This window comes from Halorubrum sp. DM2 (assembly GCF_901686465.1).
In the GTDB taxonomy this organism is placed as follows: domain Archaea; phylum Halobacteriota; class Halobacteria; order Halobacteriales; family Haloferacaceae; genus Halorubrum.
In genome coordinates, this window is sequence record NZ_LR594487.1 from 3,210,125 (window position 1) to 3,235,091 (window position 24,967).

Consider the following 24,967-nt stretch of genomic DNA (forward strand, 5'->3'; position numbering starts at 1 on the left):
TCAGTCCGTCCGTCGGTCCGCCGACGGTTCGGCGTTGCGGTCGGCGCTCCGGTCGTCGGCAGCGGTCCCGGCGTCGTCGGCGCTCCGGTCGTCGGCGGTCCGCGGTGTCTCGCCGATCTCCTCCATCACGCGGGCGTGGAACTCGCGGAGGACGGCCGACTCGTCGTCGGCGATGACGGTGTCGGAGTCGACGAGCGTCGCCAGCCCGAACGCGAGCGGGCTGGGCGAGTCGACGACGCGGTGTTCGACCGCCAGATCGCCGGTCGAGATCCGCCCGACGACCTCGCGGATCCCCGCCACGTCGAGGCGGTCCTCCAGCAGTTCGCGGTACGTCTCCTCCAACACGGCAAACTCGTCCAACTCCGCCGCGAACGACAGCAGCATCTCGGCGGAGACCTGCTGTTCGGCGGCCGACTTCTCGTACCCCTTGTACCGCTTCAGGATCATGAGCGCGCGCCCCGCGTCGATCCGGAAGTACCGCTGGAGCAGGTCGGTCCCCTCGACGGCCTCGCGGAGGTCCTCGCGGACCGCCTCCGGGTCGAGGTCGGCCAAGATCTGTGCCACGTCGACCTTGCGGTTCAGCGGGAGCGCGAGCGAGAACCCGCGGTCCGCGACCGCGACCGCGACGTTGGCGTCGGTCCGGTTCGCGACCGCACTCGCGGCGAGCCGCGAGAGCCCGTCGTTGAACCGCCGACCGTAGACGGAGTGGACGTAGAAGCGGCGCTTGTACTCGCTGCGGTCGAGTTCCTCCTCCACCACGAGGCGGTCGGGCGTCGAGACGCCAGCCGGCCCCGCGTACCGGACCTGCTCGTCGTACATCCGGGCGAGCGCCCGGACCGCGTTCTCGTCGAGGGGGAACTCCCGGAGCCACGCGCGGACCGCGGCGGGACCGGCGTTCGGGTCGTCGCCGGTCAGCCGGTCGAGGAGTTCGGCCTGGAACGCCAGCACCTCGCGGGCGAGGTCCGCGGACAGCGGGAGGCGCTCCGCGAACCACGAGGGGACCGTCGGCCGCTCGCTCGTGCGGTCGACGTACACCTTCGAGCCGCGGCGGTAGCGGAACGCGAACCGCTCGCCGCCCAAGGCGAACACGTCGCCGGACTCCAGCGTGTCGAGGTACGACTCGTCGAGCGTGCCGACCCACTCGTCGCCGCGCGTGAACACGTCGCAGGTGAACGAGTCGGGGATCGTCCCCACGTTCGTCATGTAGATGACCCGTGCGAGCCGGCCGCGCTTCCCGACGAGCGTCTCGCCGACCGGGAACTCGGGGTGGTGGTGGTCGCCGTCGGGCGGGTCGTTGGCGTCGCGCCACACCTTCGGGTAGACGTTCTTCGACTCCAGCCCGTCGTAGTCCGCGGTGAGATACCGCATGAGTCGTTCGTAGGCCGCCTCGTCGAAGTCGCGGTACGGGTTCGCCCGGCGTAACACCTCCCGGACCTCGCGGTCGGGCCGGATCCGGTTTATGGCCATCCCGTACACGTGCTGTGCGGCCACGTCGTAGGCCCCCTCGGGCGGGAACACGCGGTCGACGAAGCCGTCCTCGGCGCGCGCGAGCAGCGTCGCACACTCGATCAGCTCGTCGCGGTCCAGAGCGAACACCCGCCCCTCGACGGTCTCTCCCGGGCTGTGGCCGGCGCGTCCGACGCGCTGGAGGAGCGCCGCGACCGACTTCGGCGAGCCGACCTGGACCACCAGATCGAGGTGGGGCATGTCGATGCCGAGTTCGAGGCTCGTCGAGGTGGTGACCACGTCGAGGTCGCCGGCTTTCAGCCCCTCCTCGACGCGCGTCCGCTGCGCCTCGCCGAGGCTGCCGTGGTGACAGCCCGAGTCCGACTCGTCGTAGTCGAACCGCTGCCGGAGCTCCTGAAGCGTGCGCTCCGCGCCGGACCGGGAGTTCGTGAACACGAGCGTGTTCTCGTGGCGCTCGATCAGGTCGTGGAGCGACTCGTAGAACCGGTCGGTCACCGCCGACCGCGGCGTGTGGATCAGGTCGGCGGCGGGCGTCCTGAGTTCGAGGTCGAACTCGCGGGCGAACCGGGCGTCGACCACCTCGCAGGGACGCGTTTTGAACCCGTCGGCGTCGCCGACCGCGCCGTCGACGCGCTCGCGGCCGACGAGGAACGAAGCGATCCCGTCGAGCGGTTCGACGGTCGCCGAGCAGCCGATCCGCGTCGGGGGACCGGCGGCGGACGCCGCGTCGTCGCCCGCCGCGATCAGCTCCGTCAGCCGCTCCAGCGACACCGAGAGGTGCGTGCCGCGCTTGTTCGCGGCCAGCGAGTGGATCTCGTCGACGATCACGTACTCGACGGTGCGGAGCTTCTCCTTGAACTTCGGCGAGTTGAGTAAGATTGCGAGCGTCTCCGGCGTGGTGTTGAGGACGTGGGGCGTCTCCGAGAGCATCGCCTGCCGGTCCGCCTTCGAGGTGTCGCCGTGGCGGATCGCCTGCCTGACGCCGGGGTCGTAGGGGTCGTCCCCGTCGCTGTCGCTCGGGTTGGACTCGCCGCCGTCGCTCTCGTCGCTGGATTCTCCCTCCGCCGTCGCGATCGCCTCGCCGATCCCCTCCAGCGGGGTCGCGAGGTTGCGCTCGATGTCGTTCGCGAGCGACTTCAGCGGCGAGACGTACAGGCAGTAGACGGAGTTGTCGAGGTCGCCGGCGCGGTCGCGCGCGAAGAGGTCGTCGAGGACCGCAATAAAGGAGGCGAGCGTCTTCCCGCTGCCCGTCGGCGCGGCGACGAGGCAGTTCTCCCCGTCGTCGACGTGGGGGATCGCCTCCCGCTGGGGCGGGGTGAAGAAGCCGCCGTTCTCGGCGACGTACCCGCCGAACCGCTCGACCCACCAGCGACGGACCGGCGACGAGAGCCGGGCGAGCACGTCGGCGTCGCCGATCGGGACCGTCTCCGGGTCGAAGTCGGGGTCCGCGACCGCGCTGCGGTCGACCGCGCCGCGGAGGAGCGCCCGCGCGGTCGCCTCGGCGTCGCGATCCGTGGACTCGGTCACGGCGATCACGAGGGGTCGGGAAGGGAAATCGGTTGCGTCGATTCCCCGCGGAACTTCGCGCAACCGACCCCACCTCCGTCGGCTCCGCGGAAATTCGCGCAACCGACCCGTTTATCCGCCGCGCTTCCGTGACAACGCACGCATGAGCGGTACCTCGCCGGAGGCCGACCGACGGATCGACCGGAACCTGTTCGTCACCGTCTCCGGCCCGCCGGGCTGCGGTGCCACCACGCTCGTCGAGGGGATCGCGGAGGCGCTCGACTGCGGCTACGTCTCGGGGGGCGAGCTGTTCCGCGAGATCGCGGCCGAACGCGACATGAGCCTCTCGCAGCTCATCGCCGAGACCGGCGAGTCCGAGGAGATCGACCGCGCGCTCGACCGGCGGCTCCGCCGGATCGCCGAGAAGTGGGGGACCGCGAACAAGGCGTTCGTGCTGGAGTCGCGGCTCGCCGGGTGGATCGCCGGCAACCGGGCGGACATCCGGATCTGGCTGGACGCGCCCGACGAGGTCCGCGCCGACCGGACCGCCGACCGGGAGGAGATGACCTCCGAGATGCAGGTCCGCGAGGTCATTGAGGAGCAGCGGTACAAGTCCTACTACGGCATCGACCTGTCCGACCGGTCGATCTACGACCTCGCGATCAACACGGGGCGCTGGGACACCGAGTCGACGCTCGAACTGGCGCTCACCGGCATCGAGGGGTACGACGTCGAGACCGACGAGGGCGCGTTCGACACGCCCGACTTCGAGATCTGAACCCCGCTCGGCGGCCCCGTCCGCGGGGACAGGTCGGAGCAGGGGACCGACGGGGTCCCGGCCCACACTTATAAGATAGCTGGTCGTACGGCGAAAGACATGACCGACGAGCCGAGCGGCCGCAACCTCGACGGCGACGCACCGGTGGCGGAGACCGTCGTCGAGACCGAGCGGGCGACGATCACCGAGGAGGCCGAACTCGAACGCACCATCGGGCTGAGCGGCGGGCTCGCGATCGGGATCGGGACGATGATCGGTGCCGGGATCTTCGTGTTCCCCGGGCTCGCCGGCGGCGAGATCGGCACGGCGGCGACCGCCTCGTTCGCGGTCGGCGGGCTGATCGCGCTCCTCGTCGCGCTCCCGACCTCAGAGCTCGCGACCGCGATGCCCCGCAGCGGCGGCGGCTACTACTTCATCTCGCGCGGGCTCGGGACGCTCGCCGGCACGGTGATCGGGCTGTCGCTGTGGCTCGGACTCGTGTTCGCGACGGCCTTCTACCTCGTCGGACTCGGCTACTACGCCCTCGACGCGCTCGCGCAGGTCGGGGTCACCGTCGGCGTCAGCCCGACCGTGATCGTCTCCGTCATCGCCGTCGTCGCCGGGGTCGCGTTCACGGTCCTGAACGTCACCGGCACCGAGAACGCCGCGAAGCTCCAGAACGCCATCGTCGCGCTGCTGTTGTCGATGCTTGTCGCCTTCCTCGGATACGGCCTCTTGGAGGCGTTCGGGTTCGTCGCCGTCGACACGCCGCCGGGACAGGCCGAGAGCGTCTGGGAGGCGGTCCCGATTCTCTCGGTCGCCGCGCTCGTGTTCACCTCGTACCTCGGCTTCGCGCAGGTCGCGACGGTGGCCGGGGAGATGAAGGATCCCGGCCGGAACCTCCCGCTGGCGATGGTCGGGTCCGTGCTGATCGTGACGGTCCTGTACGTGTTGACCATCTTCATCGCGACGAACATCTTCACGCGGGACGCGCTGTTGAACGCGGGCGAGACCGCCATGGTCGAGGTGGGTCGGGCGCTGCTCGGGCCGGCCGGCGCGCTCGTCATCATCGTCGGCGGGCTGCTCGCGACGATGTCGTCGGCGAACGCGTCGATCCTCAGCACGTCGCGGGCGATATACGGGGTCTCGAAGGACGCGCTCCTCCCGCGGTGGGCGAGCCGCATCAACCTGCGATACGGCACGCCCCACGTCGCGCTCGGCATGGCCGGCGGCCCGGTGATCGTCCTCGCCGCGACCGGGCAGGTACAGCTGCTCGCGGAGGTCGCCTCCTTCCTCCATCTGATCATGTACGGACTGATGTGCGTCGCGCTCGTCGCCATCCGGCGGGACCGACCGGAGTGGTACGACCCAGACTTCACGGTGCCGGGAGGGCCCGTAATCCCGGTCCTCGGCGCGCTTGCCAGCTTCGGGCTGATCGCGTTCATGAACCGGCTCTCGATAGCGGTCGGCGTCGCCGTCATCGCCGTTACCGCCGGATGGTATTTCTACTACGCCCGCGACGTGTCACTCAAGGGGGCCCTGTGATGACACGAGCACTCGTACCCGTCGCGATACTGGAAGGCGAAACGGTCTCGCCCGGGCTGATGTCGCTGCTCGGCACCGTCGACGTGACGGTGCTCGGCTACCACGTCCTGCCGGAACAGACGCCGCCGGACCAGGCGCGGCTCCAGTTCGGGGAGCGCGCCACGTCCGCGCTGGAGGACCTGAGCCAGGAGTTCCGGACCGCCGGCGGCGACGCCGACCACCGGCTCGTGTTCACGCGCGACCGCGAGCAGACGGTTCGGCGCGTCGCCGACGAGGTGGGTGCGGACGCGTTCGCCGTCTCCGGACCGACCGGCGATGTCGACCGGATCCTCGTGTCGGTCTCGGGCGACGTCGACGTCGACCGGATCATCTCGTTCGTCGAGACGCTCGTCGGCGGCCGCGACATCGGCGTCACGCTGTTCCTCGCGGCCGGGACCCGCGGCGACGGCGCAGACGGCGACGGGGCGGTCGAGGGGGACGTTCCGGCCGAATCCGAAGGCGACGCCGCCGAGAGCGTCACCGACGAGGCGTGGCTCGCGGCCGTGGCCGACCGACTCCGGGGGACGGGCGTCGAGACGACCACGGAACTGGCGGAGGGCGGCCCGGCGTTCGACGCGCTGATCGGCGCGGCGGCCGGGCACGACGCGGTCGTGATGGCGGAGCGCGCGCCGTCCTTCCGGTCGCTCGTGTTCGGCGACGAGAGCGAACGGGTCGCGGCCGCGTCGGTCGGTCCCGTCCTCGTGGTCCGCGACCGGGAGTCCGGCGCGTCCAGCACGTCCGGCGCAGAGGCGCGTTCCGATCGCGAGGAGTGAGTTGGGCTACCGCTCGCCGCGGACGGCGACGGTCTCCCGCTCGAACGCCTCCGCGTCCGCGCGCCAGCGCCACGACCCGACGAAGGGGTAACCGTCCAGCGCGCAGATGACGTACGAGCGGTCCGGCCACGTCGCCTCCGCGGCGTCCGTCTCGCTCGGCTCGGTCGGTCCGGTCGGGTGCGAGTGGTAGAAGCCGACCACGTCGAGCCCAGCGGCTTCGATCTCCTCTAACAGTTCGAGTTGCTCTTCCGGGTCGATGCGGTATCGAATCTGCGGCGTCTCCGCGACGTTATCGGCGGCGTAGGCGCGCTCGACGACCGTCACCTCCTCGACATCACTCCGGCCGTCGACGCCCGCCCCGTCGTCGACGCCCGCATCGCCGCCGACGCCCGCCCCGTCGTCGACGCCCGCATCGCCGCCGACGCCCGCCTCGCCGTCGTTGACGGTGGTCCCGGCCAAGATGCCGCAGACCTCCGCCTCGCCCCCGGCGTACGCCCGCGAGACGATCTCGTCGTAGACCGCCCTGGGGAATTCGATCACACGAGGGGTGACGGGCGGCCGCCGGATAAATCCGATCCGGCCGGCGAGCGCCGCCTCCTCGTCGGAGGTAGCGGCAGTCGTTGAACTCGCACGGGTATTTTTACCCTCACCCCGGGAGAGAAAAGCATGAGCGACGCTTCCGCCGGGTCCCCGGCACCGACCGCCGAGGAGGCCCTCCACACGACCCTCGACATGCCGTTCGACGACGCGGTGCCGTTCGTCCAGATTCGAACACGAACTGGCCGACTTCGAGACGGTTCAGGTTACGCGGCTCGACCAGATGGTCGAGGGGATGCTCGGTCACGACGACGTCGAGCGGACCGCGCTGATCGTCGTCTGTCACCCGGAGATCGCGTACGACGCCCTCGGCATCGACCCGACGCTCGCCGGCATGCTCCCGTGTACGACGATTGTCTACGAGCGCGAGGGCGACGACCGCGTCCACGTCCATCACGTCTCGGCGACGAAGGCGATCCGCGACCTCGGCTGCGCCCCCTCGGAGTCGTCGGCCGACGTCGAGGCGCTCGTCGAGAAGACGGGCGAACTGATGACCGTCGTCTGGGAGAACATCGAGGAACACGGCTCCGAGTAGAGTAGGCCGTGTCGCGAGCGATGCCGCACCGAGGGAAGTCGAGATCCGCGACCGATCCGGCGCGTCCTCAGCGGTCGATCCCCTCGATGCGCCGGAGCGCGCTCCGAACGGCGCTCGGCGTCGCGTGCGGCCCGCCGCTCACGCGGTGGTCCGGCAGCAGGAGGGGGATCGGGTTGTCGGCCAGCGCGTCTCGCACCGTCGCCACGTCGTCGGCGTCGTCGGGGTCGAAGCCGCCGAGCCGCGCGAGTCGGCTCACCGTCACCTCCTCGCCATACGGTACGCTCCGGAGCGCCTCCAACACCGCTCGCTGGTCGGTCGGCACCGTCAGCCCGAGCGCGACCTCGGGGAACTCGTCGCGCTCGCCGTCGACGTACGCGCCGATGCGGTCCAGCAGGTCGTGGTCGTCCTCCGCGTCGTCCGGCGGCTCGGCGGGAAACGACACCGAAATGACGCGGCCGCCGGCGAACCCCACCTGAATGGTGCGGCCGATCTCGTCGAACTCCCGGGCGTAGACCCCGGAGGTACCCGACATATTCATACCCTTCATTGGAAGGGTCGATCACTTAAAATATCGGCCGGCCGCCGCCCAACGCCCGACGTGGCGAACCGAGCCGGGGAGAGAGGTCCTGTCCCGCCCGGCGCGGTCCCCCGCAAGTCTTATGAACAGATACGTACATTAGTGTATAGTAATGGACGATCCAGACGAGCTGGCACCGGCGGTCAGATCGATCCTGTCCGCCGCTCACGAACGCGCGGCCGCGGGACCGGGCGAGCGGGTCTCGGTCTCCCCCCGTGACCTCGCCGCCGCGTTCGAGCGCGCCGAGGCCGACGGGCGCGTCCCGGTGATCGCCGAGGTAAAACCGACCAGTCCGACGACCGACGGGGCCCGCGAGGACGACCCGGTCGCGCTCGCGGAGGGGATGGTCACGGGCGGCGCGGCCGCCCTGAGCGTGCTCACCGAGCCGGAGCACTTCGGCGGGAGCGTCGACACCCTCGAACGCGTGCGCGACGCCGTCGACGTGCCGGTCCTGCGGAAGGACTTCGTCGTCGACGAGGACCAGCTCGACGCCGTCGAGAGCGACGTCGTCCTGCTCATTGCCCGGTTCGTCGGCGACGACCTCCCGGACCTGCTCGCGGCCGCCCGCGACCGCGGCTTCCAGGTGCTCGTCGAGGTCCACGACCGGGAGGAGCTGGAGCGCGCGCTCGACGCGGGCGCGACGACGGTCGGCGTCAACAACCGCGACCTCGCGGAGCTGGTCGTCGACCTCGGAACTTTCGAGTCCGTGGCACCCCACGTCCCGGACGAGGTGACGCTGATCGCCGAGAGCGGCATCGGATCGCCCGCGGACGTCCGCCGGATGCGCGCGGCGGGCGCGGACGCCCTGCTCGTCGGCAGCGCGATCATGGACGGCGACGTCGAGGCGAACACGCGAGAACTGACGCGAGCGGAGACCACGGAACACACCACATGAGCGAGACCGACACGCGGACGACGGAGGAAACGGAGACGGCGCGACGCCCCGGCCGCGAGCGCGGCCGCGACGACGGGAAGTTCGGCCGCTACGGCGGCCAGTACGTCCCTGAGGCGCTGATGCCGGCGATCGAAGAGCTGACCGACGCCTACGAGCGCTACGTCCTCGACAACGAGGACGGGTTCGTCGACGAGTTCCGGGAGCGGCTCGCCGACTTCGGCGGCCGGCCGACCCCGCTCCAGCGCGCCGACCGGCTCTCGGAGCGCTACGACACGGAGGTGTACCTCAAGCGCGAGGACCTCCTTCACGGCGGCGCGCACAAGCTGAACAACGCGCTCGGACAGGTCCTCTTGGCGAAGTACATGGGCAAAGAGCGGATCATCGCGGAGACGGGAGCCGGCCAACACGGCACCGCGACCGCGATGGCGGCCGCGCACCTCGACATGCCCTGTACGATCTACATGGGCGAGCGCGACATCAACCGCCAGCGCCCCAACGTGTTCCGGATGAAGCTCAACGGCTCGGAGGTGAAGCCGGTCACCACCGGCCGCGGGACGCTGAAGGAGGCCATCTCCGAGACGATGCGCGACTGGGCGGAGACGGTCGAGGACACCCACTACGTGATCGGCTCCATCGTCGGCCCGCACCCGTTCCCGGTGATGGTCCGCGACTTCCAGGCGGTCATCTCAGAGGAGGCCCGCGAGCAGGCGAGAGAGAAGACGGGCGGGCTCCCGACCGACGTGGTCGCCTGCGCGGGCGGCGGGTCGAACACGATGGGGTCGTTCGCCGAGTTCGTCGACGACGAGTCGGTCGCGCTCCACGCGGTCGAGGCCGGCGGCTCGACGCTGGAGGTCGACGAGGAGGCGGGCGTCGCGCCCAACTCCGCGTCGCTTTTCGCCGGCGAGGAGGGCGTCCTCCACGGCGCGCGCACGAAGCTGCTTCAGGACTCGGACGGGCAGATCATGGAGAGTCACTCGATCTCCTCGGGACTCGACTACGCCGGCGTCGGGCCGGAGCTCGCGTACCTCGTCGACGAGGGGCGCGTGAGTCCGGTCGCGGTCGACGACGACGCCGCGCTGGAGGGGTTCCACCGGCTCTCCTCGACGGAGGGGATCATCCCGGCGTTAGAGACGGCGCACGCGTTCGGCTTCCTCGAAGAACACCACGAGGAGCTTGGCGAGCGCGTGGTCGTGAACGTCTCCGGGCGGGGCGACAAGGACCTCGACGCCGCCATCGAGGAGACGGACAAGCGCGATATCGAGGGCGCGCCGGACATGTCGATGTTCACGGGGGGGATGTAGATGGCGAACGCCGACGCGCTCGACGCGGCGTTCGCGGACGGCCCGGCGTACGTCCCGTACCTCGTCGTGGGCGACCCCGACTACGAGTCGTCGAAGGCGTACGTCGAGGCGCTCGACCGCGGCGGCGCGGACGTGATCGAACTCGGGCTCCCCTTCTCGGAGCCCATCGCCGAGGGGTCGACGATCCAGGAAGCGCTCGTCCGCTCGCTCGACGCGGGGATGACGCCCGACCGCTTCTTCGCGTTCGCGGAGGAGTTGGATGTCGACGCCGCCTTAGTCTGTATGACGTACTACAACCTGATCTATCAGTACGGGGACAGCGAGGCGCGAAGCGCCTCGGACGCGAGCGGCGACGCCGCGAGCACCGGCCCGCGCCCCTTCGTCGAACGCGCGGCAGCGGCCGGAATCTCCGGCCTCGTCGTCCCCGACCTTCCGGCGGAGGAGGCCGACCCGCTGCGGGAGGCGTGCGACGAGTTCGGGCTGGACCTGATCTTCATCGTCGCCCCGACGACGCGCGGCGACCGACTGGACCGCATGATGGCCAACGTCTCCGGCTACGTGTACGTTCAGGCGCGGCTGGGGACCACGGGCGCTCGCGACGACGTCTCGGACCAGACGACGGCGAGCCTCGACCGGCTCCGCGAGTACGACGTGCCGAAGGCGGTCGGGTTCGGCATCTCGACGGGCGACCACGCCGAGCGGATCGTCGCGGGCGGGGCGGACGGGATCATCGTCGGCTCGGCGCTCGTCGACGTGGTCGCCGAGGGCGTCGCGGAGGACTCATCGACCGCCGAGGTCGCCGACCGACTGGAGGCGCTCTCTCGGGAACTGAATGCGGGAGCCGAGCGCGGCTACCGCTCGCGGACTGAGACCGTCGAGTCTGCCTGAGCCGAAACGAACCAATACGTCCCCGAACGAAACCCACTTACCTCCGATTGACACACGCTCACACAACGATCGATCTCACCATGACAGCAGGACTCTCGGCACGACTCGACCGCATCTCCACGAACGACCGATACCTCATCGTCCCGATGGACCACGGGATCACGATGGGTGCCGTCGAGGGGCTCGTCGACATCGAGTCGACGATAGACGGCGTCACCAGCGGCGGCGCGGACGCGGTGCTCACCCAGCGCGGGGTTGCCCCACGCGTCCACGAGAACAAGAACGACGCGGGCTACATCGTCCACCTCAACGGCTCGACGACGATTGGGCCGGACGAACAGGACAAACGGGTTACCGGAACCGCCGAGGATGCGGTCCGCGCGGGCGCTGACGCCGTTTCCTTCCACATCAACGTCGGTTCGGAGTACGAGCCGGACCAGATCGAGGAGCTGGCGGAGCTGACCGCGGACGCCGAGCGGCTCGGGCTGCCCGTCCTCGCGATGGCGTACGCGCGCGGCCCGGGCGTCGACAGCACGGACCCCGAGGCGCTCGGTCACGCCGTCCGGCTTGCCGAGGAACTCGGCGCGGACGTGGTGAAGACGGGCTACTCGGGCGACGGCGACACCTTTTCGCGCGTGACGGAGTCGACCCGGCTGCCGGTCGTCATCGCCGGCGGCTCGAAGGGGACCGACCCCGAGACGGTCGAGATGGTCCGCGGCGCGATGGACGGCGACGCCGCCGGCGTCTCGATGGGCCGGTCGATCTTCCAGCACGAGGACCCCGAGGGGATCGCCCGTGCGGTCTCGGCGGTCGTCCACGACGACGCCTCCGTCGAGGAGGCGCTGCGCGCGGGCGGGTTCGTCGAGGCGTAGCGCTCCGCCCCGCGGTCCCGAGTCAGCAGGCGGCGCTGATCCGCTCTTCTACCTGCGGCTCCCCGACCGGTCCGTCCGGATCGACCGGCTGCTCGACGTGGAAGACGGTCACGGACGAGAGATCGCGGTCCGACCGCTCGCAGACGTACGACGCCACCGGTCGGTACCGCGACTCGCCGGCGTTCTTCGTCCTGAATCCGAACTGGTGCCAGAGCGTCGTCGGATACGTCTCCGCCGCGTCCGGCGGTCGGTCGTACGCGACCGCCCCGCCGTCCCGCACGTCGATCGCGTCGCCCGATTCGAGCGTCCCGCGGACGACGTACCAGCCGGAGGCGTCGGGCGGGTTCGGGGCGAAGAACGACCAGCTCCCCTCCGACAGCTCGCCGGTCGACTCCGACGCCGGGAGGTCGACGAGCCCGACGCCCGCGGCCTGCCACCACACGAGCGCGAGGAAGAACCCCACGAGCAGCAGGGTGGCTCCCACCCGAATCCCGCGGCGTGCCCGAGATTTGGCCGGGGACGCAGACTCCGTGGCGCGTTCGGCGTCGCCCGGTTCGCCGTCACTGCTCACGCCGTCACCTCTTCCGGCGTCACTGCTCACGCCGTCACCGCTTCCAGCGTCAGCACGTCCGCCGTCGCTTCGAGCTGTGCGCGCCCCGGACCGGAAGGGAACGCGAAGCTTCGACGCGACGGTCTCGACGAGGTCCCAGACGCGAGGCGGCAGGAACAACAGCAGTACAGAGACCATGACGTACGGGAAGACGGCGAGCCGCATCGTCGCGGCCATGCCGAGGTGCGCGGAGACGAACGCGAGGGCGACCCCGGTCCTGAGCCGCCCGGTCGCGACGACCAGCAGGACGGACGCCGAGAGGAGCGCGGTCCAGAGCCAGTTTACCGCCGCGAGGACCGCTGCGTGTTCGGAGACGAGCGGGCCGAGTCCCACGGTGAACTCCCCCAATTGGAAGATCCGAGGGACCGCGACGCCCGACATCCACGCGTCGCTCCGGTACTTCGAGACCGCGTTCGCCGCGTAGATGGACACGAGCGTCAGCAGCGCGACGGCTGTGCCGACCGAACAGATTCGCCGATCGATCCCGGCTCCGCGTTCGGCGTCCGCCCCTCGGTCGGCCGCCTCCCGACCGCGACCGTCGCCGTGACGGCTCCCGCCGAGCGACCAGCGAGCGTCGAGCGGAAGGAAGAGGCTCACGAGGAGGAACGCGACCAGAATCGTGTTCCCGCCGTTGATCACGTACGGGTTCCGCGCGTACAGCGACGCGAGCAGGACGACGGAGACCCCCGTCGAGGCCCGCGTTCGATAGCCGACGAGCAGGCAGACGGCGGCGCAGACCGCGACGGCGATCAGCCCCGTTTGTACCCATGCCGAGCCGGACAGCGCGTGGAGCGAGACGGCCTCCAAGAGCGGATAGACCTCACCGAGCGTCGAGCGCGGAAGGACGCCGGCGTCCGTGTAGAACGCGCCCACCCCTCGCAGCCGATAGACCAGCAGGTCGGCGAGGAGGATGAGCGCGAGCGCGATCCGGAACGCGCCGAGCGCCCGCGGATCGATCCCGAGATGGGGTGTGCCGCGCTCGCGGAGGGAGTCGCGAGCCGCCGCGTATCGGGAACCTACCGTCGAGAGCGGTTGCCATGGTGGCGTCATCCGGTAATCCAACTCATACGAAGTGATTTCACTACTAAGTGCTTTGTCGTCGCCGCGCCGGATCGCGTCCGCAACGCGCGACCCTTCCGCAGTTTTCAAGCCGGCGCGCCGTGAGGTTCCGACAATGACACGCACGGTCTGGGTCAAAGCCGACGGCGACGTCGGCGACTGGGAGGCGCGCAAGCGACGGGTCACGGCCGCCATCGAGGCCGGGGCGGACTGGGTCCTCGTCGACGAGGGAGACGTGGGTCGCGTCCGGGAGCTCGGCGACGTGAACGTCGCGGCGTTCCGCTCCGACGCCGACGTGATCGACGACGCCGAGAGCGACGCCGAGGCCGACGCGTACTTCGTCGGGAAGGGCGGCGAGGGCGACGGGACGATCGCGATGCCCGACGACCTCTCCGGGTCGGCGGACCTGACGACGCTCCGCCGACGCGACGACCGCGCGCAGGGCGCGTACGTCCGCGTCCTCGGCACCGAGTACGAGGCGTTCGCGGAGGCCGCGGCCGACGACGCCGAGTTCACCGTGATCGTCGGCGAAGACTGGTCTATCATCCCGCTGGAGAACCTCATTGCCCGGGTCGGCGAGGAGACGCACCTCGTCGCGGGTGCGACGACCGCCGCGGAGGCTCGAACCGCCTTCGAGACGCTGGAGATCGGCGCGGACGGCGTCCTCCTCGACGCCGACGACCCCGACGAGATCCGCGGCGCGGTCGAAGCCCGCGACGCGGCCGACCGCGAGACGCTCGACCTCCGATACGCCGAGGTGACGGCGATCGAACAGACCGGGATGGCGGACCGCGTCTGTATCGACACCGGATCGCTGATGGACGACACCGAGGGGATGTTGGTCGGCTCGATGTCGCGCGGCCTCTTTTTCGTCCACGCCGAGACCGCCGAGTCGCCGTACGTCGCGTCGCGGCCGTTCCGCGTGAACGCCGGCGCGGTCCACGCGTACGTCCGCAACGCGGAGGGCGGTACCAACTACCTCGCGGAGCTGTCGAGCGGCGACGAGGTCCAGCTCGTCGACACCGACGGGAACACCCGCGAGGCGGTGGTGGGTCGGGTAAAAATCGAGAAGCGCCCGATGTTCCGGATTCAGGCGGAAATCGAGACGGAGGAGGGGACCGACCGCATCGAGACGCTCATCCAGAACGCCGAGACCGTGAAGATCGCCACGAGCGAGGGCCGCAAGGCGGTCACCGACGTCGAGGAGGGCGACGAGGCGCTCGTCTACTACGAGGACGTGGCGCGCCACTTCGGCGAGGCGGTCGAGGAGAGCATCATTGAGAAGTAGCGAGACTGAGCGAAGCGAAGTCTCATATGCGAACGGCGTAGCCGTGAGCCGAGTGGCCGACCGAAGGGAGGCCACTACAAATGAGCGGGCCTCTGGCCCGCGAGTAGCGAGGTCGACCGTACGGAAGACCTCGTACGCGAGCGAGGTCGTCGAGCCGATCGGAACCGGGCGCGTTCGCATCGACCCGAACACATTAGTGTGATTCTCTAATGTCGCTGTCACATGGCAGTTGCTAACGAAGGTCGCCACGTCGCGGAGTCGGGGTTTGTCGAACGGGTACGACACCTTGCGAATGCCGCGAACCCGGCGTTCGCGGCCGGGTGCTTCCTCGTGCCGCTGGCGTTTCTCGCCGCCAGCCTCGGCCTGGCGAACACCGAACTACTCTTCTACACGCACGTCGCCGCGGGCGCGGTGTGGTTCGGCTTCGCGCTGATCTTCCCCGCGCTCATCGGGCCGACGCTAGGCGGGCTCGACGAGGAGGCGTCGGCCGCGGTGAACACCGTGTTGATTCCGAAAGCCGTGTTCTTCCTCGTCGGGGTTTCGCTGACGACGGTGCTGTCCGGGACGGTGCTGTTGACGCCCGAAATCGGACTCGGCTACGGCTTCGGCGGCGCGTGGTCCGGGCTGGCGCTCGGCCTCGGCTGGGGGCTGTTCGCGTTCGGGCTGGCGGTCCCGCACCGGCTCCAGCTGTCGGCGTACTACGAGACCCTGTCGGCGAGTCCCGACGCGTCCAAGCTCGAATCGATCGAGCAGAAGAACCTCGTCGTCGGGCTGTTCGAGGGCGCGGTGATGCTCGCGCTCATCGCGCTGATGACCGGATTCCGGCTGGGATAGGGCGCGGAGAGGCCGTTATGTGTGGACAGTTTCGGTTACTGCGGTGAGACCGTTTCCGAAGCCCCGGTAGCTCGGCTGTACGTGATTGCTATTTATAAGCGAGCGATCGACACGAAGACCGCCGAAGCCCCAGCCGCTTAGCTGAACGTACCTGGTTATAAATGGCTGATCGACACCACCGAAGCCCCAGCCGCGAGGCGGGCGTACACTCGCTGCGGTCCTCGTCACTCGCTCCGCTCGTTCCTGCGGTCCTTGCGTCGTCTACGCCCGCCTCGCGGCTGCCCCTTCGATACCCGCCCCACACCGCCCCGCACAGCACCTCACGCCTCCCCAGCCTCGTCGGTCGCCTCCGCGTTGCTCCGGCGACCGACTCCCTCGCGCGGTGCTGCTTCGCGGTCGCCGGTGGCGACCGCTCGCAGGCACGCGCCACCGCAGTATCGACTCCCCGCCACACGCGATTGCTTATAAGGAACGCAGAAACGGCTGAGGGTGTTTATATACCGTACAGCTCGCCGTACTTCTCGTCGACGTAGTCGAGGAAGGCGTCGGCGGTGAACTCCTCGCCGGTCGCGCGCTTGACCAGCTCGTTCGTCTCGTAGCGGGAGCCGTGCCGGTGGACGTTCTCGCCGAGCCAGTCGTGGAGGTCGTCGAAGTCGCCGTCGGCGATCTTCGCGTCGAGGTCGTCGATCTCCGCTTCCGCGGCCGCGAACAGCTGGGCGGCCATCACGGAGCCGAGCGAGTAGGTGGGGAAGTAGCCGAAGTTGCCGTGGCTCCAGTGGATGTCCTGAAGACAGCCCTCGCTGTCGGTGTCGGGCCGGATACCGAGGTACTCCTCGTACTTGTCGTTCCACACTTCGGGCACGTCCTCGACGTCGAGGTCGCCGCGGATCAGGTCGCGCTCGATCTCGAACCGGATCACGATGTGGAGGTGGTAGGTGAGCTCGTCGGCCTCGACCCGGATGAAGTTGTCCTCGTACACCTGGTTGAACGCCTCGTAGGCGTCCCGAACGGTGGCGTCCTCAGTCTGCGGGAAGTGCTCTTGGAAGACGGGGAGGAACTCCTCCCAGAACGCCTCGCTGCGCCCGACGTGGTTCTCCCAGAGGCGCGACTGCGACTCGTGGACCGAGAGGTCGCGCGACTCGCCGAGCGGCGTACCGAAGTGCTCCTGCGGGAGCCCGAGGTTGTACTGCGCGTGGCCGAACTCGTGGATCGTCGAGCCGACGGCCCCGAGCGGGTCGGTCTCGTCGAACCGGGTGGTCACGCGGCAGTCGAACTGGTTGCCCGAGGTAAAGGGGTGCGAGGAGACGTCGAGGCGGCCGCGGTCGAAGTCGTAGCCGACGAGATCCAGCGCCTCACGGGAGAGCGCCTCCTGATCCTCCTCGGGGAACGTCCCCTCGAAGGTGTCGACCGCGAGCTCGCGGTCGGACTCGCGGATGTCGTCGATCATGGGGACGAGCGCCTCGCGGAGCTCGGTCAGGATCGACTCGGCGCGCTCCATCGACAGACACGGCTCGAACTCCTCGAAGAGGACCGCGTAGGGATCGCGGTCGGGGTCGATGTGTTCGGCGTACTCGCGTTTCAGCTCGACGTGTTTCTCCAGGTACGGGGCGAACTCGTCGAAGTCGTCCTCGGCTTTCGCCTGCTCCCACGCCTGAAGCGCCTCGGAGCCGGTCTCGGAGATCTCCTCGACGAGTTCGACCGGAACGGCGTCGGCGCGCTCGTACTCGCGGCGGACCTCGCGGACGACCGCGGCCCGCTCGTCGGTGAGGTCGGCGTCGTCGAGCTCGTCGAGCAGCTCGCCCGTCTCGTCGTCGGTGACCATGTCGTGGTGGACCGAGGAGAGCGCCGAGAGCTGCTTCGACCGGGCGGGCGTGCCGCCCTCGGGCATCATCACCTGCTGGTCCCAGCCGAGGACGCCGGAGGCGCTGCCGACCGCGTTCCACCGCTGGACGCGGTCGAGGAGCGCGTCGTATGCGTCCGGTGCGTCAGACGCGTCGTCCGTGCCGTCTGCTGTGGCTTCCGTTGCCATGAGTTTCGAATCGATCCCCGTCGTTAAGAAGGGAACGGACGCGGAACGCGGTGAACCGCGCGCCCGGGAGTGTCGACCGACGAGCGCGGGATATATGCCCGCCGCCGCGGAACGAGCTACAACCGATGCCCGAAGCCGACGAACTCGACATCGACCTACGCTCGGACACCGTGACGACGCCCTCGGACGCGATGCGCGACGCGGCCGCGACCGCCGAGGTCGGCGACGACGTGTACCGCGACGACCCGACCGTCAACGAGCTGGAGCGGCGCGCCGCCGAGGCGGTCGGTACGGAGGCCGCGCTGTACGTCCCCTCGGGGACGATGGCGAACCAGATCGCGGTCCACGTCCACACGGAGCCGGGCCAGGAGCTCCTCTTGGAGCGCGAGTCGCACATCTACCGGTGGGAGCTGGCGGGCGCGGCCAAGCTCTCGGGCGTCCAGACGCGGACGATAGACGCCGGCGACCGCTGCGTCCCGACGCCCGAGGCGGTCCGCGAGGGCCTCGTCGACGAGGACCTCCACCGCCCCGGAACCGGCCTGCTCGCGGTGGAGAACACGCACAACTACCGCGGCGGGATCGCCGTCCCGGTCGACCGGATCGCGGCCGCGGCCGAGGTCGCCCGCGACGCCGGCGTGCCGGTCCATCTCGACGGCGCGCGCGTGTTCAACGCCGCGGTCGCGCTCGGCGTCGACGCGAGCGAGATCGTCGACGGCGTCGACAGCGTCACCTTCTGTCTCTCGAAGGGGCTCGGCGCGCCCGTCGGCTCGATCCTCGCCGGCGACGAGGCGTTCGTCGAGGACGCGCGCCGCGTCCGCAAGCTGTTCGGCGGCGGGATGCGACAGGCCGGAATGATCGCCGCGCCCGGGCTGAAGGCGCTGGAGAACGTCGAGCGCCTCGCGGACGACCACGCCAACGCGGAGCGGCTCGCGGCCGGGCTCGACGCGCTCGACGGCGTCGACGCGCCCGCGCCCGACACGAACATCGTCGTGGCACACACCGAGGCGGCCGGCATCGCGGCCGCCGACCTCGTGACGGCGTGTAAGTCGGCCGGCGTCGGCTGCGTCGAGTTCGACGACTACACGACGCGGTTCACCACGCACCTCGACGTCGACGCCGACGACGTCGACGCCGCCGTCGATCGGATCGGCGAGGTCGTGGACGACCTGCGGGCCTGACCCGACGGCCGTCTCGACCCGCGGTCCGACCGGACCGCGGCGGACCACGGAAACGTTCAATTCGACGGCCGACGTACCGTGGTACATGGACGAGACGACAGCCGAACCGGTCGCGCCGCGTCGCACAACCGAGGTGGAGTGCGCCCGCCCCTGAGGTCGTCGGCGTCGACATCAGCGGTCGCCACGAGGAGGACGGCGAGTACCTGATGGTCGCGGCCGCGGTCCACGCGCGGATCGACTCCGCGCGGATCCGGTCCGTGGAGGGGATGGGCTTCGCCGCCGCGCGCGAGGGGCCGACGCTTGAGGCGACCGTCGCGCTCGCCGCGGAGGCGGTCGGGGACCTCCCGGAGCCGCCGGACGGAGCGATCGTCGCGGAGGGCGGCGAGTTCTACGAGGAGCCGGCCGAGCGCGTCGGACTCAGCTTCCAGCCCGATTTTAAATACGTCGAGAGCATAGGCGAGCGCGAGACAGTGCAGGCAGCACACCACGCCGCGTACGCCGCCCGGGACCTCCTCCGATGACCGGAGGCGCTGCGGGCGCGGACGCCGACGCCGATCCGAGCGCCGAGGGACGCCGCGCAGTCGTCGCCAAGCGCGTCGACGCCGGGGAGGCCGACCTGACCGAGATCAGCCAGCTCGCGGCCGCGGCCGGCTACGACGTAGTCGGGGAACTCACCCAGACCCGCACGGAGGACGCCGCGTTCATGTTCGGCGAGGGGAAGGTCGCGGAGCTCCGGGACCTCGTCCGTCGCACCGACGCCGGGTCGGTGATCATCGACAACGACGTGGGGCCGTACCAGACGTTCAACATCGGCGGGAAGCTCGCCGATGGCGTCGAGGTCGTCGACCGGTTCACGCTCATCCTCGAGATCTTCGGCCAGCGCGCCAACACGCGGAAGGCGCAGCTACAGGTCGAACTCGCGGAGCTGCGGTACGAGCTCCCCCGCGCCGAGGCGAAGGCGAGCCTCGCCAAGCGCGACGAGCGGCCGGGATTCATGGGGCTCGGCGAGTACGACGAGAGCGTCGAGCGCGACATCAAACGCCAGATATCCGAGATCCGCGACGAGCTGGACTCGATCGCCGAAAAGGAGGAGGCGCGCCGCGAGCAGCGCCGCGACTCCGGGTTCGATCTGGTCGCGCTCGCGGGCTACACCAACGCCGGGAAGTCGACGCTGATGCGCCGGCTCGCGGCCGAGATCGACGTCGACGAGAACGCCGAGCGCCACCCGGACCTCGACACGACCGCCGAGTCGCAGGACATGCTGTTCACGACGCTCGGCACCACCACTCGGCGGGCCGAGATGGAGAAGCGAGACGTCCTGCTTACCGACACGGTCGGGTTCATCGCGGATCTCCCCCACTGGCTCGTGGAGTCGTTCGAGTCGACGCTCGACTCCGTCTACCGCGCCGACCTCGTCCTCCTCGTCGTCGACGCCAGCGAGTCCGTCGAGGCGATGCGCGAGAAGCTCGTCACGAGCCACGACACCCTCTACGAGCGCAACGAGGCCCCCGTCGTCACCGTGTTCAACAAGATCGACCGGCTTCGGCCGGGCGAACTCGCGGACAAGCGCGCCGCGCTCTCGGGCGTGGCACCGGACCCGATCGGCGTCTCGGCGAAGACGGGGGCGGGCGTGGCAGAACTCCGCGACCGCGTCGAGGACGAACTCCCTGACTGGGAGCGCGAGCGACTCGTCTTACCCGTCTCGGACGACGCGATGAGCCTCGTCTCGTGGGTCCACGACCACGGGCACGTCGAGGAGGAGACGTACGCGGCCGACCAGGTGACCGTCGACTTCGAGGCGAAGCCGTCGATCGTCGCCCGCGCCCGGGCGAAGGCGGCCGAGATCACGGCGCGACCGACCGAGGAGTCGGTCTGACCGCCGTCGGCGGAGTCCACCGCGGCGATCCGCCGCCGTCGACGGCGGCTCTCACTCGGCGAGGAGTCGGACAAAGTATACGTTTCTCCGCGGGCCAATACGTGTCATGGACGAATCCGGGGGCCACGGTCGGCTCGTCGACGGCGACGAGGACGTCGTCCCGCCGCCGGCCGACTTTCGGGAGCGAGCGGCCGCGAGCGACCCCGCGGTGTACGAGCGGTTCGACCGGGAGGGACCGGAGGCGTGGCGCGAGGCGGCCGACCTGTTGACGTGGGACCGCGAGTACGACACCGTCCTCGACGACTCCGAGCCGCCGTTCTACGAGTGGTTCCCCGACGGGCGGCTCAACGCCGCGGCGAACTGCGTCGACCGTCACCTCGACGAGCGCGGGAACCAGCTCGCGATCCGCTGGTTCGGCAAGCGCGGCGAGCGCCGGTCGTACACCTACCTCGACCTCCACCGCGAGGTGAACGCGCTCGCGGCCGGGCTCCGCGACCTCGGCGTCGAGGAGGACGACGTCGTCACGCTCTACCTGCCGATGATCCCGGAGCTGCCGATCGCGATGCTGGCGTGCGCGCGCATCGGCGCGCCCCACAACGTCGTCTTCGCGGGGCTGTCCGCGGAGGCGCTCGCGACCCGGATCGACGCGGCCGACTCCGAGTACCTGATCACCTGCGACGGCTACTACCGCCGGGAGGACGCGTTCAACCAGAAGTCGAAGGCGGACAACGCCCGCATCCGCGCCGAGGGGGACCTGTCGGCGGCGGTCGTCGTCGACCGCCTCGGCGACGAGCTCTCCGTCTCGCTGGGGGACGACGAGCGCGAGTACGACGCGCTCGTCGACGCCCACGACGGGGAGACGATCGAGCCGGTCGCCCGCGACGCGACGGACCTCCTCTTCGTGATGTACACCTCCGGGACGACCGGGCGGCCGAAGGGTGTCGAACACGCGACGGGCGGCTACCTCGCGCACGTCGCGTGGACGACGCGGAAGGTCTTGGACGTGCGGCCCGAGGACACCTACTGGTGTGCCGCCGACATCGGCTGGATCACCGGTCACTCCTACGGCGTCTACGGCCCGCTCGCGACGGGGACGACGACGGTGCTGTACGAGGGGTCGCCCGACTACCCGGACCGCGACCGCGTCTGGGACCTGATCGAGCGCAACGCGGTGAGCGTCTTTTACACCTCGCCGACCGCGATCCGCTCGTTCATGAAGTGGGGTGCGGAGTACCCCGACTCCCACGACCTCTCGTCGATCCGGCTGCTCGGGACGGTCGGCGAGTCGATCACGCCGAAGGCGTGGCGCTGGTACCGCGAACACGTCGGCGGGGGCGAGGCACCGATCGTCGACACGTGGTGGCAGACCGAGACCGGCGCGATAGCGCTCGCCACGCTCCCGGGCGTCACGCCGATGAAACCCGGAAAAGTCGGGCCGCCGCTGCCGGGCATCGACGCCCGCGTCGTCGACGAGGACGGCGATCCGGTCGACCCCGGCGAGTCCGGCTATCTAACGCTCGCGTCGCCGTGGCCCGGCATGCTGCGCGGGCTCCGCGAGGGCGACGAGCGCTACCTGCGGGAGTACTGGCTGAACGGCGAGGACGGCTGGCGCTACCGCACCGGCGACGGCGCGGCCGTCGACGAGGACGGCTACGTCACGATCCTCGGGCGCGTCGACGACGTGATCAACGTCCGCGCCCAGCGGTTCAACACCGGCGAGCTGGAGGCGGCCATCGTCGACGCCGAGGGCGTGACCGAGGCCGCGGTCGTCGGCGACGACGACGGGCGGATCGTCGCGTACGTGACGACGAAGAGCGGCGTCGAGCCGGACGAGACCCTCCGCGACGCCATCGCGGACCGACTGGCCAGTGCCGTCGGCGACGTGGCTCGCCCCGACCGGATCGTGTTCACCCCCGAACTCCCGAAGACGCGCTCCGGGAAGATCATGCGACGCCTGTTGGAGGACATCGCCCGCGGCGAGGAGTTCGGCGACGTGAGCGCCCTCCGCAACCCCGAAGTCGTGGGCGAGATCGAGTCGACCGTCCGAAACGAGAGTAATTGAATACAGTTTCTTTTCAGTCATTGAGAGACACCTATCAGTTACTTACCAGCGGCGACCGAAGATGACGGTATGAACCTCGGTGTGTTCTCGCGGGACGCGGTCAACGCGCGACGCCGTGCGGTCGTCAAGACCCTCTGTTACCGGGCCTTGATGGTGACTATCACCGTCGTCGTCGCGTGGCTCGTCGTCGGCGACGTCGGACAAGCGGCGAGTATCGGCCTCGTGACCAACGCCGTAAAGACGCTCACTTACTACGGCTACGAGCGCCTGTGGGACCACGTGTCGTGGGGCGTCGGCGTGTCGGGCTGATGGCTGCCGACCGTTTCGGAACCTACTGAGAGCCCGAAAGTTCTGACCGGTCTCGATGATCGCTTCTGTGAACAGTTCCGCGGAGGCGGACTGCTCACCGCTGAGAGTGGCAGCTATCGGAACAGTTTTGTTTCGGCTACGTGTTGAGTTCCGAAACGAATGGTCGACGGTCTCGGCGCGGACGCCTACGACGCGCTCGTCACCGCCGCGGAGACGTATCGCGCGGCGCTCGTCGTCAGGCTGGCCGGCGAGGCCGGACTCAGGACCGAGGAAATAACCCGCGTCGCACCGCGGCACCTCCGCGAGGCGGAGTCGACCGCGGGCGCTCGCATCCTCTCCGTGCCCGCCGCCGCCGGGAACGACGGCGCGACCGCGAGCGGTGACGACGCGGGGTCGACCGCGACCGACGACGGACGGATCGACAGAGAGACCGTCGTCTCGGCCTCTCTTGCGGCCGACCTCGACCGGTACGCAACGAGCGAAGGCCTCGACGACGACGAGCCGTACGTCGACGTCTCGCCCCGCCGGGTCCAGATGATCGTGAGCGAGACCGCGGCGCGGGCGGCCGACCGCACCGACGGCGCGCTCGACGAACGGATCACGCCCAGCCGCCTCCGGAAGACGTTCGCCCGCCGGCTGCTCGTCGATCGCGACGTCGACCCCCGAGCGGTCCGCGACGCGGGCGGGTGGGAGTCGCTCGCCACGCTCGACCCTTACCTCGACCCGCTCGACGGGGAGGCGCTCGCGGCCGCGATAGCCACGGACGAGGACTCTGACGACGCGGCCGCGGGAGGGCTCGGAACGACCGCCATACCCGGGTTCGAGGCGCTCGCGGACCCCGGATCGACGGACCCCGTCGCGGCCGTCCCCGGCAGTTTGGTCGAGGCGGACCGCTGGGCCGAGGCCTGGGTCGTCCGCCGGGCGGTCGGGGGCAAGCGGACCGACGTGGCCGCCGCCGCGGGCGTCGACCGCGAGGCGCTCGCGGACCGCGTCGCGACCGCCGAGGGACCGTGGCTGGACGCGATAGCGGACGGCGCGCCGGCCGCGACCGATGGGGGACAGGGGACGGGGGGACGGCCGGCCCTGGCGGTCCCGGCGACCTACGAGGGCGTCGTTCACGGCGCGCTCTGCGTCGTCGCGGCCGACGACGATCCGATCGAGGGGGCCGAGCGTCGGGCGCTCGCCGCGCTCGGCCGGTGTCTCGGCCGGGCGATAACCGCGGACCGGTGGCGGGAACTGCTCCACTCGGACGCGGTCACCGAGGTCGAGTTCCACACGGCCGACGAGAGGGCGTTCCTCGCGCGGGCGAGCGACCGGCTGGACTGCCGGATCGAACTAGCGTCGACCGTCGATGTCGACGACGACGCCTCCAGGGCGTACCTCTCCGTCGACGGTGCCCGGCCGCAGGACGTCGCGGCCGTCGTCGAGGCGGCGACGGGCGTCTCCGACTTCCGGGTGATCGAAACCCGGGAGGACGGGTGTTCGGCGTCGCTCCGCCTCGCCGGCGGCTCGCTGGTCCGGGCGCTCATCGACCACGGCGCGACGGTCCGCGAGGCGTCCGCGGCCGACGGGCGGGTCCGCGTCGTCGCCGACTTCCCGGAGGGAACGAACGTCAGACCGATCGCCGACGGTCTCCGCGACCGGTTCGCGGACGTCCGACTCGCCAGCAAGGAGTCCGTCGCCCGCTCGCCGCGGGCGGAGTCGTCGCTGCGAGACGGGGTCGGCGACCGGTTCACGGACCGACAGTGGGCCGCGCTGTCCGCGGCGTACCACGGTGGCTACTTCGACTGGCCGCGCGGCAGCACCGCCGAGGAGGTGGCCGACGCGATGGGCGTCTCCTCGCCGACGTTCCACAATCACCTCCGAAAGGCGCAGCGCGCCCTACTCGACGGCGTCTTCGAAGAGGAGACGGAGCTGTCGGTCCGGGAGGGCGAGGAACGCGCGGTCCGCACCGACGGGTGATCGCGGCG

General features: G+C 70.2%; 21 protein-coding genes and 1 pseudogene. 16 read left to right on the forward strand and 6 right to left on the reverse strand.

Annotated elements, in window-relative coordinates:
• Positions 1-3,003 carry an ATP-dependent helicase gene (locus QOL69_RS16090; protein ID WP_283404255.1) on the reverse strand — a complete coding sequence of 1,001 codons (3,003 nt, stop codon included), beginning with the start codon at positions 3,001-3,003 and terminating at the stop codon, positions 1-3.
• Between the two features lie 133 nt (positions 3,004-3,136).
• Here QOL69_RS16090 and cmk point away from each other — a divergent pair, with 133 nt between their 5' ends.
• The 3 genes from cmk to QOL69_RS16105 all read left to right on the forward strand — a co-directional run bounded on the left by cmk (position 3,137) and on the right by QOL69_RS16105 (position 6,087).
• On the forward strand, positions 3,137-3,751 hold the full coding sequence (gene cmk, locus QOL69_RS16095) for a (d)CMP kinase (protein WP_283404003.1): 615 nt from the start codon (positions 3,137-3,139) through the stop codon (positions 3,749-3,751).
• Between the two features lie 99 nt (positions 3,752-3,850).
• The gene (locus QOL69_RS16100; protein ID WP_283404004.1) at positions 3,851-5,275 is read left to right on the forward strand and encodes an APC family permease; all 1,425 of its coding nucleotides are present in this window, start codon (positions 3,851-3,853) and stop codon (positions 5,273-5,275) included.
• A complete protein-coding gene (locus tag QOL69_RS16105; RefSeq protein ID WP_283404005.1) occupies positions 5,275-6,087 on the forward strand; it encodes a universal stress protein in 813 nt (270 codons plus the stop codon). The genes QOL69_RS16100 and QOL69_RS16105 overlap by 1 nt, the downstream gene beginning before the upstream one ends.
• A 6-nt stretch (positions 6,088-6,093) precedes the next feature.
• On the opposite strand, the gene QOL69_RS16110 is transcribed toward QOL69_RS16105, so the two are convergent.
• Positions 6,094-6,627, reverse strand: coding sequence for a desampylase (locus tag QOL69_RS16110; RefSeq protein ID WP_283404006.1), 534 nt, complete (start codon positions 6,625-6,627; stop codon positions 6,094-6,096).
• 126 nt (positions 6,628-6,753) lie between these two features.
• On the opposite strand from QOL69_RS16110, the pseudogene QOL69_RS16115 reads away from it, so the two are divergent.
• A pseudogene (locus QOL69_RS16115) lies at positions 6,754-7,219 on the forward strand (DUF302 domain-containing protein).
• A gap of 67 nt (positions 7,220-7,286) precedes the next feature.
• Here QOL69_RS16115 and QOL69_RS16120 read toward each other — a convergent pair.
• A complete protein-coding gene (locus tag QOL69_RS16120) occupies positions 7,287-7,757 on the reverse strand; it encodes an MGMT family protein (RefSeq protein WP_283404007.1) in 471 nt (156 codons plus the stop codon).
• Positions 7,758-7,908: 151 nt separating this feature from the next.
• Between QOL69_RS16120 and trpC the strand changes: the two genes are divergently transcribed.
• The 4 genes from trpC (at position 7,909) to QOL69_RS16140 (ending at position 11,752) form a co-directional block, all read left to right on the forward strand.
• On the forward strand, positions 7,909-8,691 hold the full coding sequence (gene trpC / locus QOL69_RS16125; protein ID WP_283404008.1) for an indole-3-glycerol phosphate synthase: 783 nt from the start codon (positions 7,909-7,911) through the stop codon (positions 8,689-8,691).
• Complete coding sequence (gene trpB, locus QOL69_RS16130; RefSeq protein ID WP_283404009.1) at positions 8,688-9,992, forward strand: tryptophan synthase subunit beta; 1,305 nt, start codon at positions 8,688-8,690, stop codon at positions 9,990-9,992. Before trpC ends, trpB begins: the two co-directional genes overlap by 4 nt.
• Complete coding sequence (gene trpA, locus QOL69_RS16135; protein ID WP_283404010.1) at positions 9,993-10,880, forward strand: tryptophan synthase subunit alpha; 888 nt, start codon at positions 9,993-9,995, stop codon at positions 10,878-10,880.
• 80 nt (positions 10,881-10,960) lie between these two features.
• Complete coding sequence (locus QOL69_RS16140; RefSeq protein ID WP_283404011.1) at positions 10,961-11,752, forward strand: 2-amino-3,7-dideoxy-D-threo-hept-6-ulosonate synthase; 792 nt, start codon at positions 10,961-10,963, stop codon at positions 11,750-11,752.
• A gap of 22 nt (positions 11,753-11,774) precedes the next feature.
• Here QOL69_RS16140 and QOL69_RS16145 read toward each other — a convergent pair whose 3' ends face one another.
• Positions 11,775-13,412 carry an HTTM domain-containing protein gene (locus tag QOL69_RS16145; protein WP_283404012.1) on the reverse strand — a complete coding sequence of 546 codons (1,638 nt, stop codon included), beginning with the start codon at positions 13,410-13,412 and terminating at the stop codon, positions 11,775-11,777.
• A gap of 124 nt (positions 13,413-13,536) precedes the next feature.
• On the opposite strand from QOL69_RS16145, the gene QOL69_RS16150 reads away from it, so the two are divergent.
• Both QOL69_RS16150 and QOL69_RS16155 read left to right on the forward strand, forming a co-directional pair.
• Positions 13,537-14,709, forward strand: a complete 1,173-nt coding sequence (locus tag QOL69_RS16150) for a 3-dehydroquinate synthase II (protein ID WP_048078250.1) — start codon at positions 13,537-13,539, stop codon at positions 14,707-14,709.
• A gap of 222 nt (positions 14,710-14,931) precedes the next feature.
• Complete coding sequence (locus QOL69_RS16155) at positions 14,932-15,543, forward strand: hypothetical protein (RefSeq protein ID WP_283404013.1); 612 nt, start codon at positions 14,932-14,934, stop codon at positions 15,541-15,543.
• A gap of 320 nt (positions 15,544-15,863) precedes the next feature.
• On the opposite strand, the gene QOL69_RS16160 is transcribed toward QOL69_RS16155, so the two are convergent.
• A complete protein-coding gene (locus QOL69_RS16160; RefSeq protein WP_283404014.1) occupies positions 15,864-15,995 on the reverse strand; it encodes a hypothetical protein in 132 nt (43 codons plus the stop codon).
• 41 nt (positions 15,996-16,036) lie between these two features.
• A complete protein-coding gene (locus QOL69_RS16165) occupies positions 16,037-17,572 on the reverse strand; it encodes a carboxypeptidase M32 (RefSeq protein WP_283404015.1) in 1,536 nt (511 codons plus the stop codon).
• A gap of 125 nt (positions 17,573-17,697) precedes the next feature.
• Here QOL69_RS16165 and QOL69_RS16170 point away from each other — a divergent pair, with 125 nt between their 5' ends.
• The 6 genes from QOL69_RS16170 (at position 17,698) to QOL69_RS16195 (ending at position 24,959) form a co-directional block, all read left to right on the forward strand.
• Positions 17,698-18,750, forward strand: a complete 1,053-nt coding sequence (locus tag QOL69_RS16170) for a threonine aldolase family protein (RefSeq protein ID WP_283404016.1) — start codon at positions 17,698-17,700, stop codon at positions 18,748-18,750.
• Positions 18,751-18,920: 170 nt separating this feature from the next.
• The gene (locus QOL69_RS16175) at positions 18,921-19,271 is read left to right on the forward strand and encodes a DUF2209 family protein (protein ID WP_283404256.1); all 351 of its coding nucleotides are present in this window, start codon (positions 18,921-18,923) and stop codon (positions 19,269-19,271) included.
• A complete protein-coding gene (gene hflX / locus QOL69_RS16180; RefSeq protein ID WP_283404017.1) occupies positions 19,268-20,626 on the forward strand; it encodes a GTPase HflX in 1,359 nt (452 codons plus the stop codon). The genes QOL69_RS16175 and hflX overlap by 4 nt, the downstream gene beginning before the upstream one ends.
• Positions 20,627-20,732: 106 nt before the next feature.
• Positions 20,733-22,688, forward strand: coding sequence for an acetate--CoA ligase (gene acs, locus QOL69_RS16185; protein ID WP_283404018.1), 1,956 nt, complete (start codon positions 20,733-20,735; stop codon positions 22,686-22,688).
• Positions 22,689-22,757: 69 nt separating this feature from the next.
• Entirely contained in the window at positions 22,758-22,997 is a 240-nt protein-coding gene (locus tag QOL69_RS16190) for a DUF2061 domain-containing protein (protein ID WP_048078257.1), read from the forward strand.
• A 159-nt stretch (positions 22,998-23,156) separates the two neighbouring features.
• On the forward strand, positions 23,157-24,959 hold the full coding sequence (locus QOL69_RS16195) for a bacterio-opsin activator domain-containing protein (protein WP_283404019.1): 1,803 nt from the start codon (positions 23,157-23,159) through the stop codon (positions 24,957-24,959).
• The last annotated feature ends 8 nt before the right edge of the window (positions 24,960-24,967 follow it).

Bases quoted from the DNA above. Each gene is read 5' to 3' on its own strand.
- trpB (WP_283404009.1), top strand. From the start codon at position 8,688: ATGAGCGAGACCGACACGCGGACGACGGAGGAAACGGAGACGGCGCGA.
- trpC (WP_283404008.1), top strand. From the start codon at position 7,909: ATGGACGATCCAGACGAGCTGGCACCGGCGGTCAGATCGATCCTGTCC.
- QOL69_RS16100 (WP_283404004.1), top strand. From the start codon at position 3,851: ATGACCGACGAGCCGAGCGGCCGCAACCTCGACGGCGACGCACCGGTG.
- QOL69_RS16155 (WP_283404013.1), top strand. From the start codon at position 14,932: ATGGCAGTTGCTAACGAAGGTCGCCACGTCGCGGAGTCGGGGTTTGTC.
- QOL69_RS16190 (WP_048078257.1), top strand. From the start codon at position 22,758: ATGAACCTCGGTGTGTTCTCGCGGGACGCGGTCAACGCGCGACGCCGT.
- QOL69_RS16145 (WP_283404012.1), bottom strand. From the start codon at position 13,412: ATGACGCCACCATGGCAACCGCTCTCGACGGTAGGTTCCCGATACGCG.
- QOL69_RS16150 (WP_048078250.1), top strand. From the start codon at position 13,537: ATGACACGCACGGTCTGGGTCAAAGCCGACGGCGACGTCGGCGACTGG.
- QOL69_RS16140 (WP_283404011.1), top strand. From the start codon at position 10,961: ATGACAGCAGGACTCTCGGCACGACTCGACCGCATCTCCACGAACGAC.
- QOL69_RS16120 (WP_283404007.1), bottom strand. From the start codon at position 7,757: ATGAATATGTCGGGTACCTCCGGGGTCTACGCCCGGGAGTTCGACGAG.
- QOL69_RS16170 (WP_283404016.1), top strand. From the start codon at position 17,698: ATGCCCGAAGCCGACGAACTCGACATCGACCTACGCTCGGACACCGTG.
- QOL69_RS16165 (WP_283404015.1), bottom strand. From the start codon at position 17,572: ATGGCAACGGAAGCCACAGCAGACGGCACGGACGACGCGTCTGACGCA.
- trpA (WP_283404010.1), top strand. From the start codon at position 9,993: ATGGCGAACGCCGACGCGCTCGACGCGGCGTTCGCGGACGGCCCGGCG.
- hflX (WP_283404017.1), top strand. From the start codon at position 19,268: ATGACCGGAGGCGCTGCGGGCGCGGACGCCGACGCCGATCCGAGCGCC.
- acs (WP_283404018.1), top strand. From the start codon at position 20,733: ATGGACGAATCCGGGGGCCACGGTCGGCTCGTCGACGGCGACGAGGAC.
- QOL69_RS16195 (WP_283404019.1), top strand. From the start codon at position 23,157: ATGGTCGACGGTCTCGGCGCGGACGCCTACGACGCGCTCGTCACCGCC.
- QOL69_RS16105 (WP_283404005.1), top strand. From the start codon at position 5,275: ATGACACGAGCACTCGTACCCGTCGCGATACTGGAAGGCGAAACGGTC.
- cmk (WP_283404003.1), top strand. From the start codon at position 3,137: ATGAGCGGTACCTCGCCGGAGGCCGACCGACGGATCGACCGGAACCTG.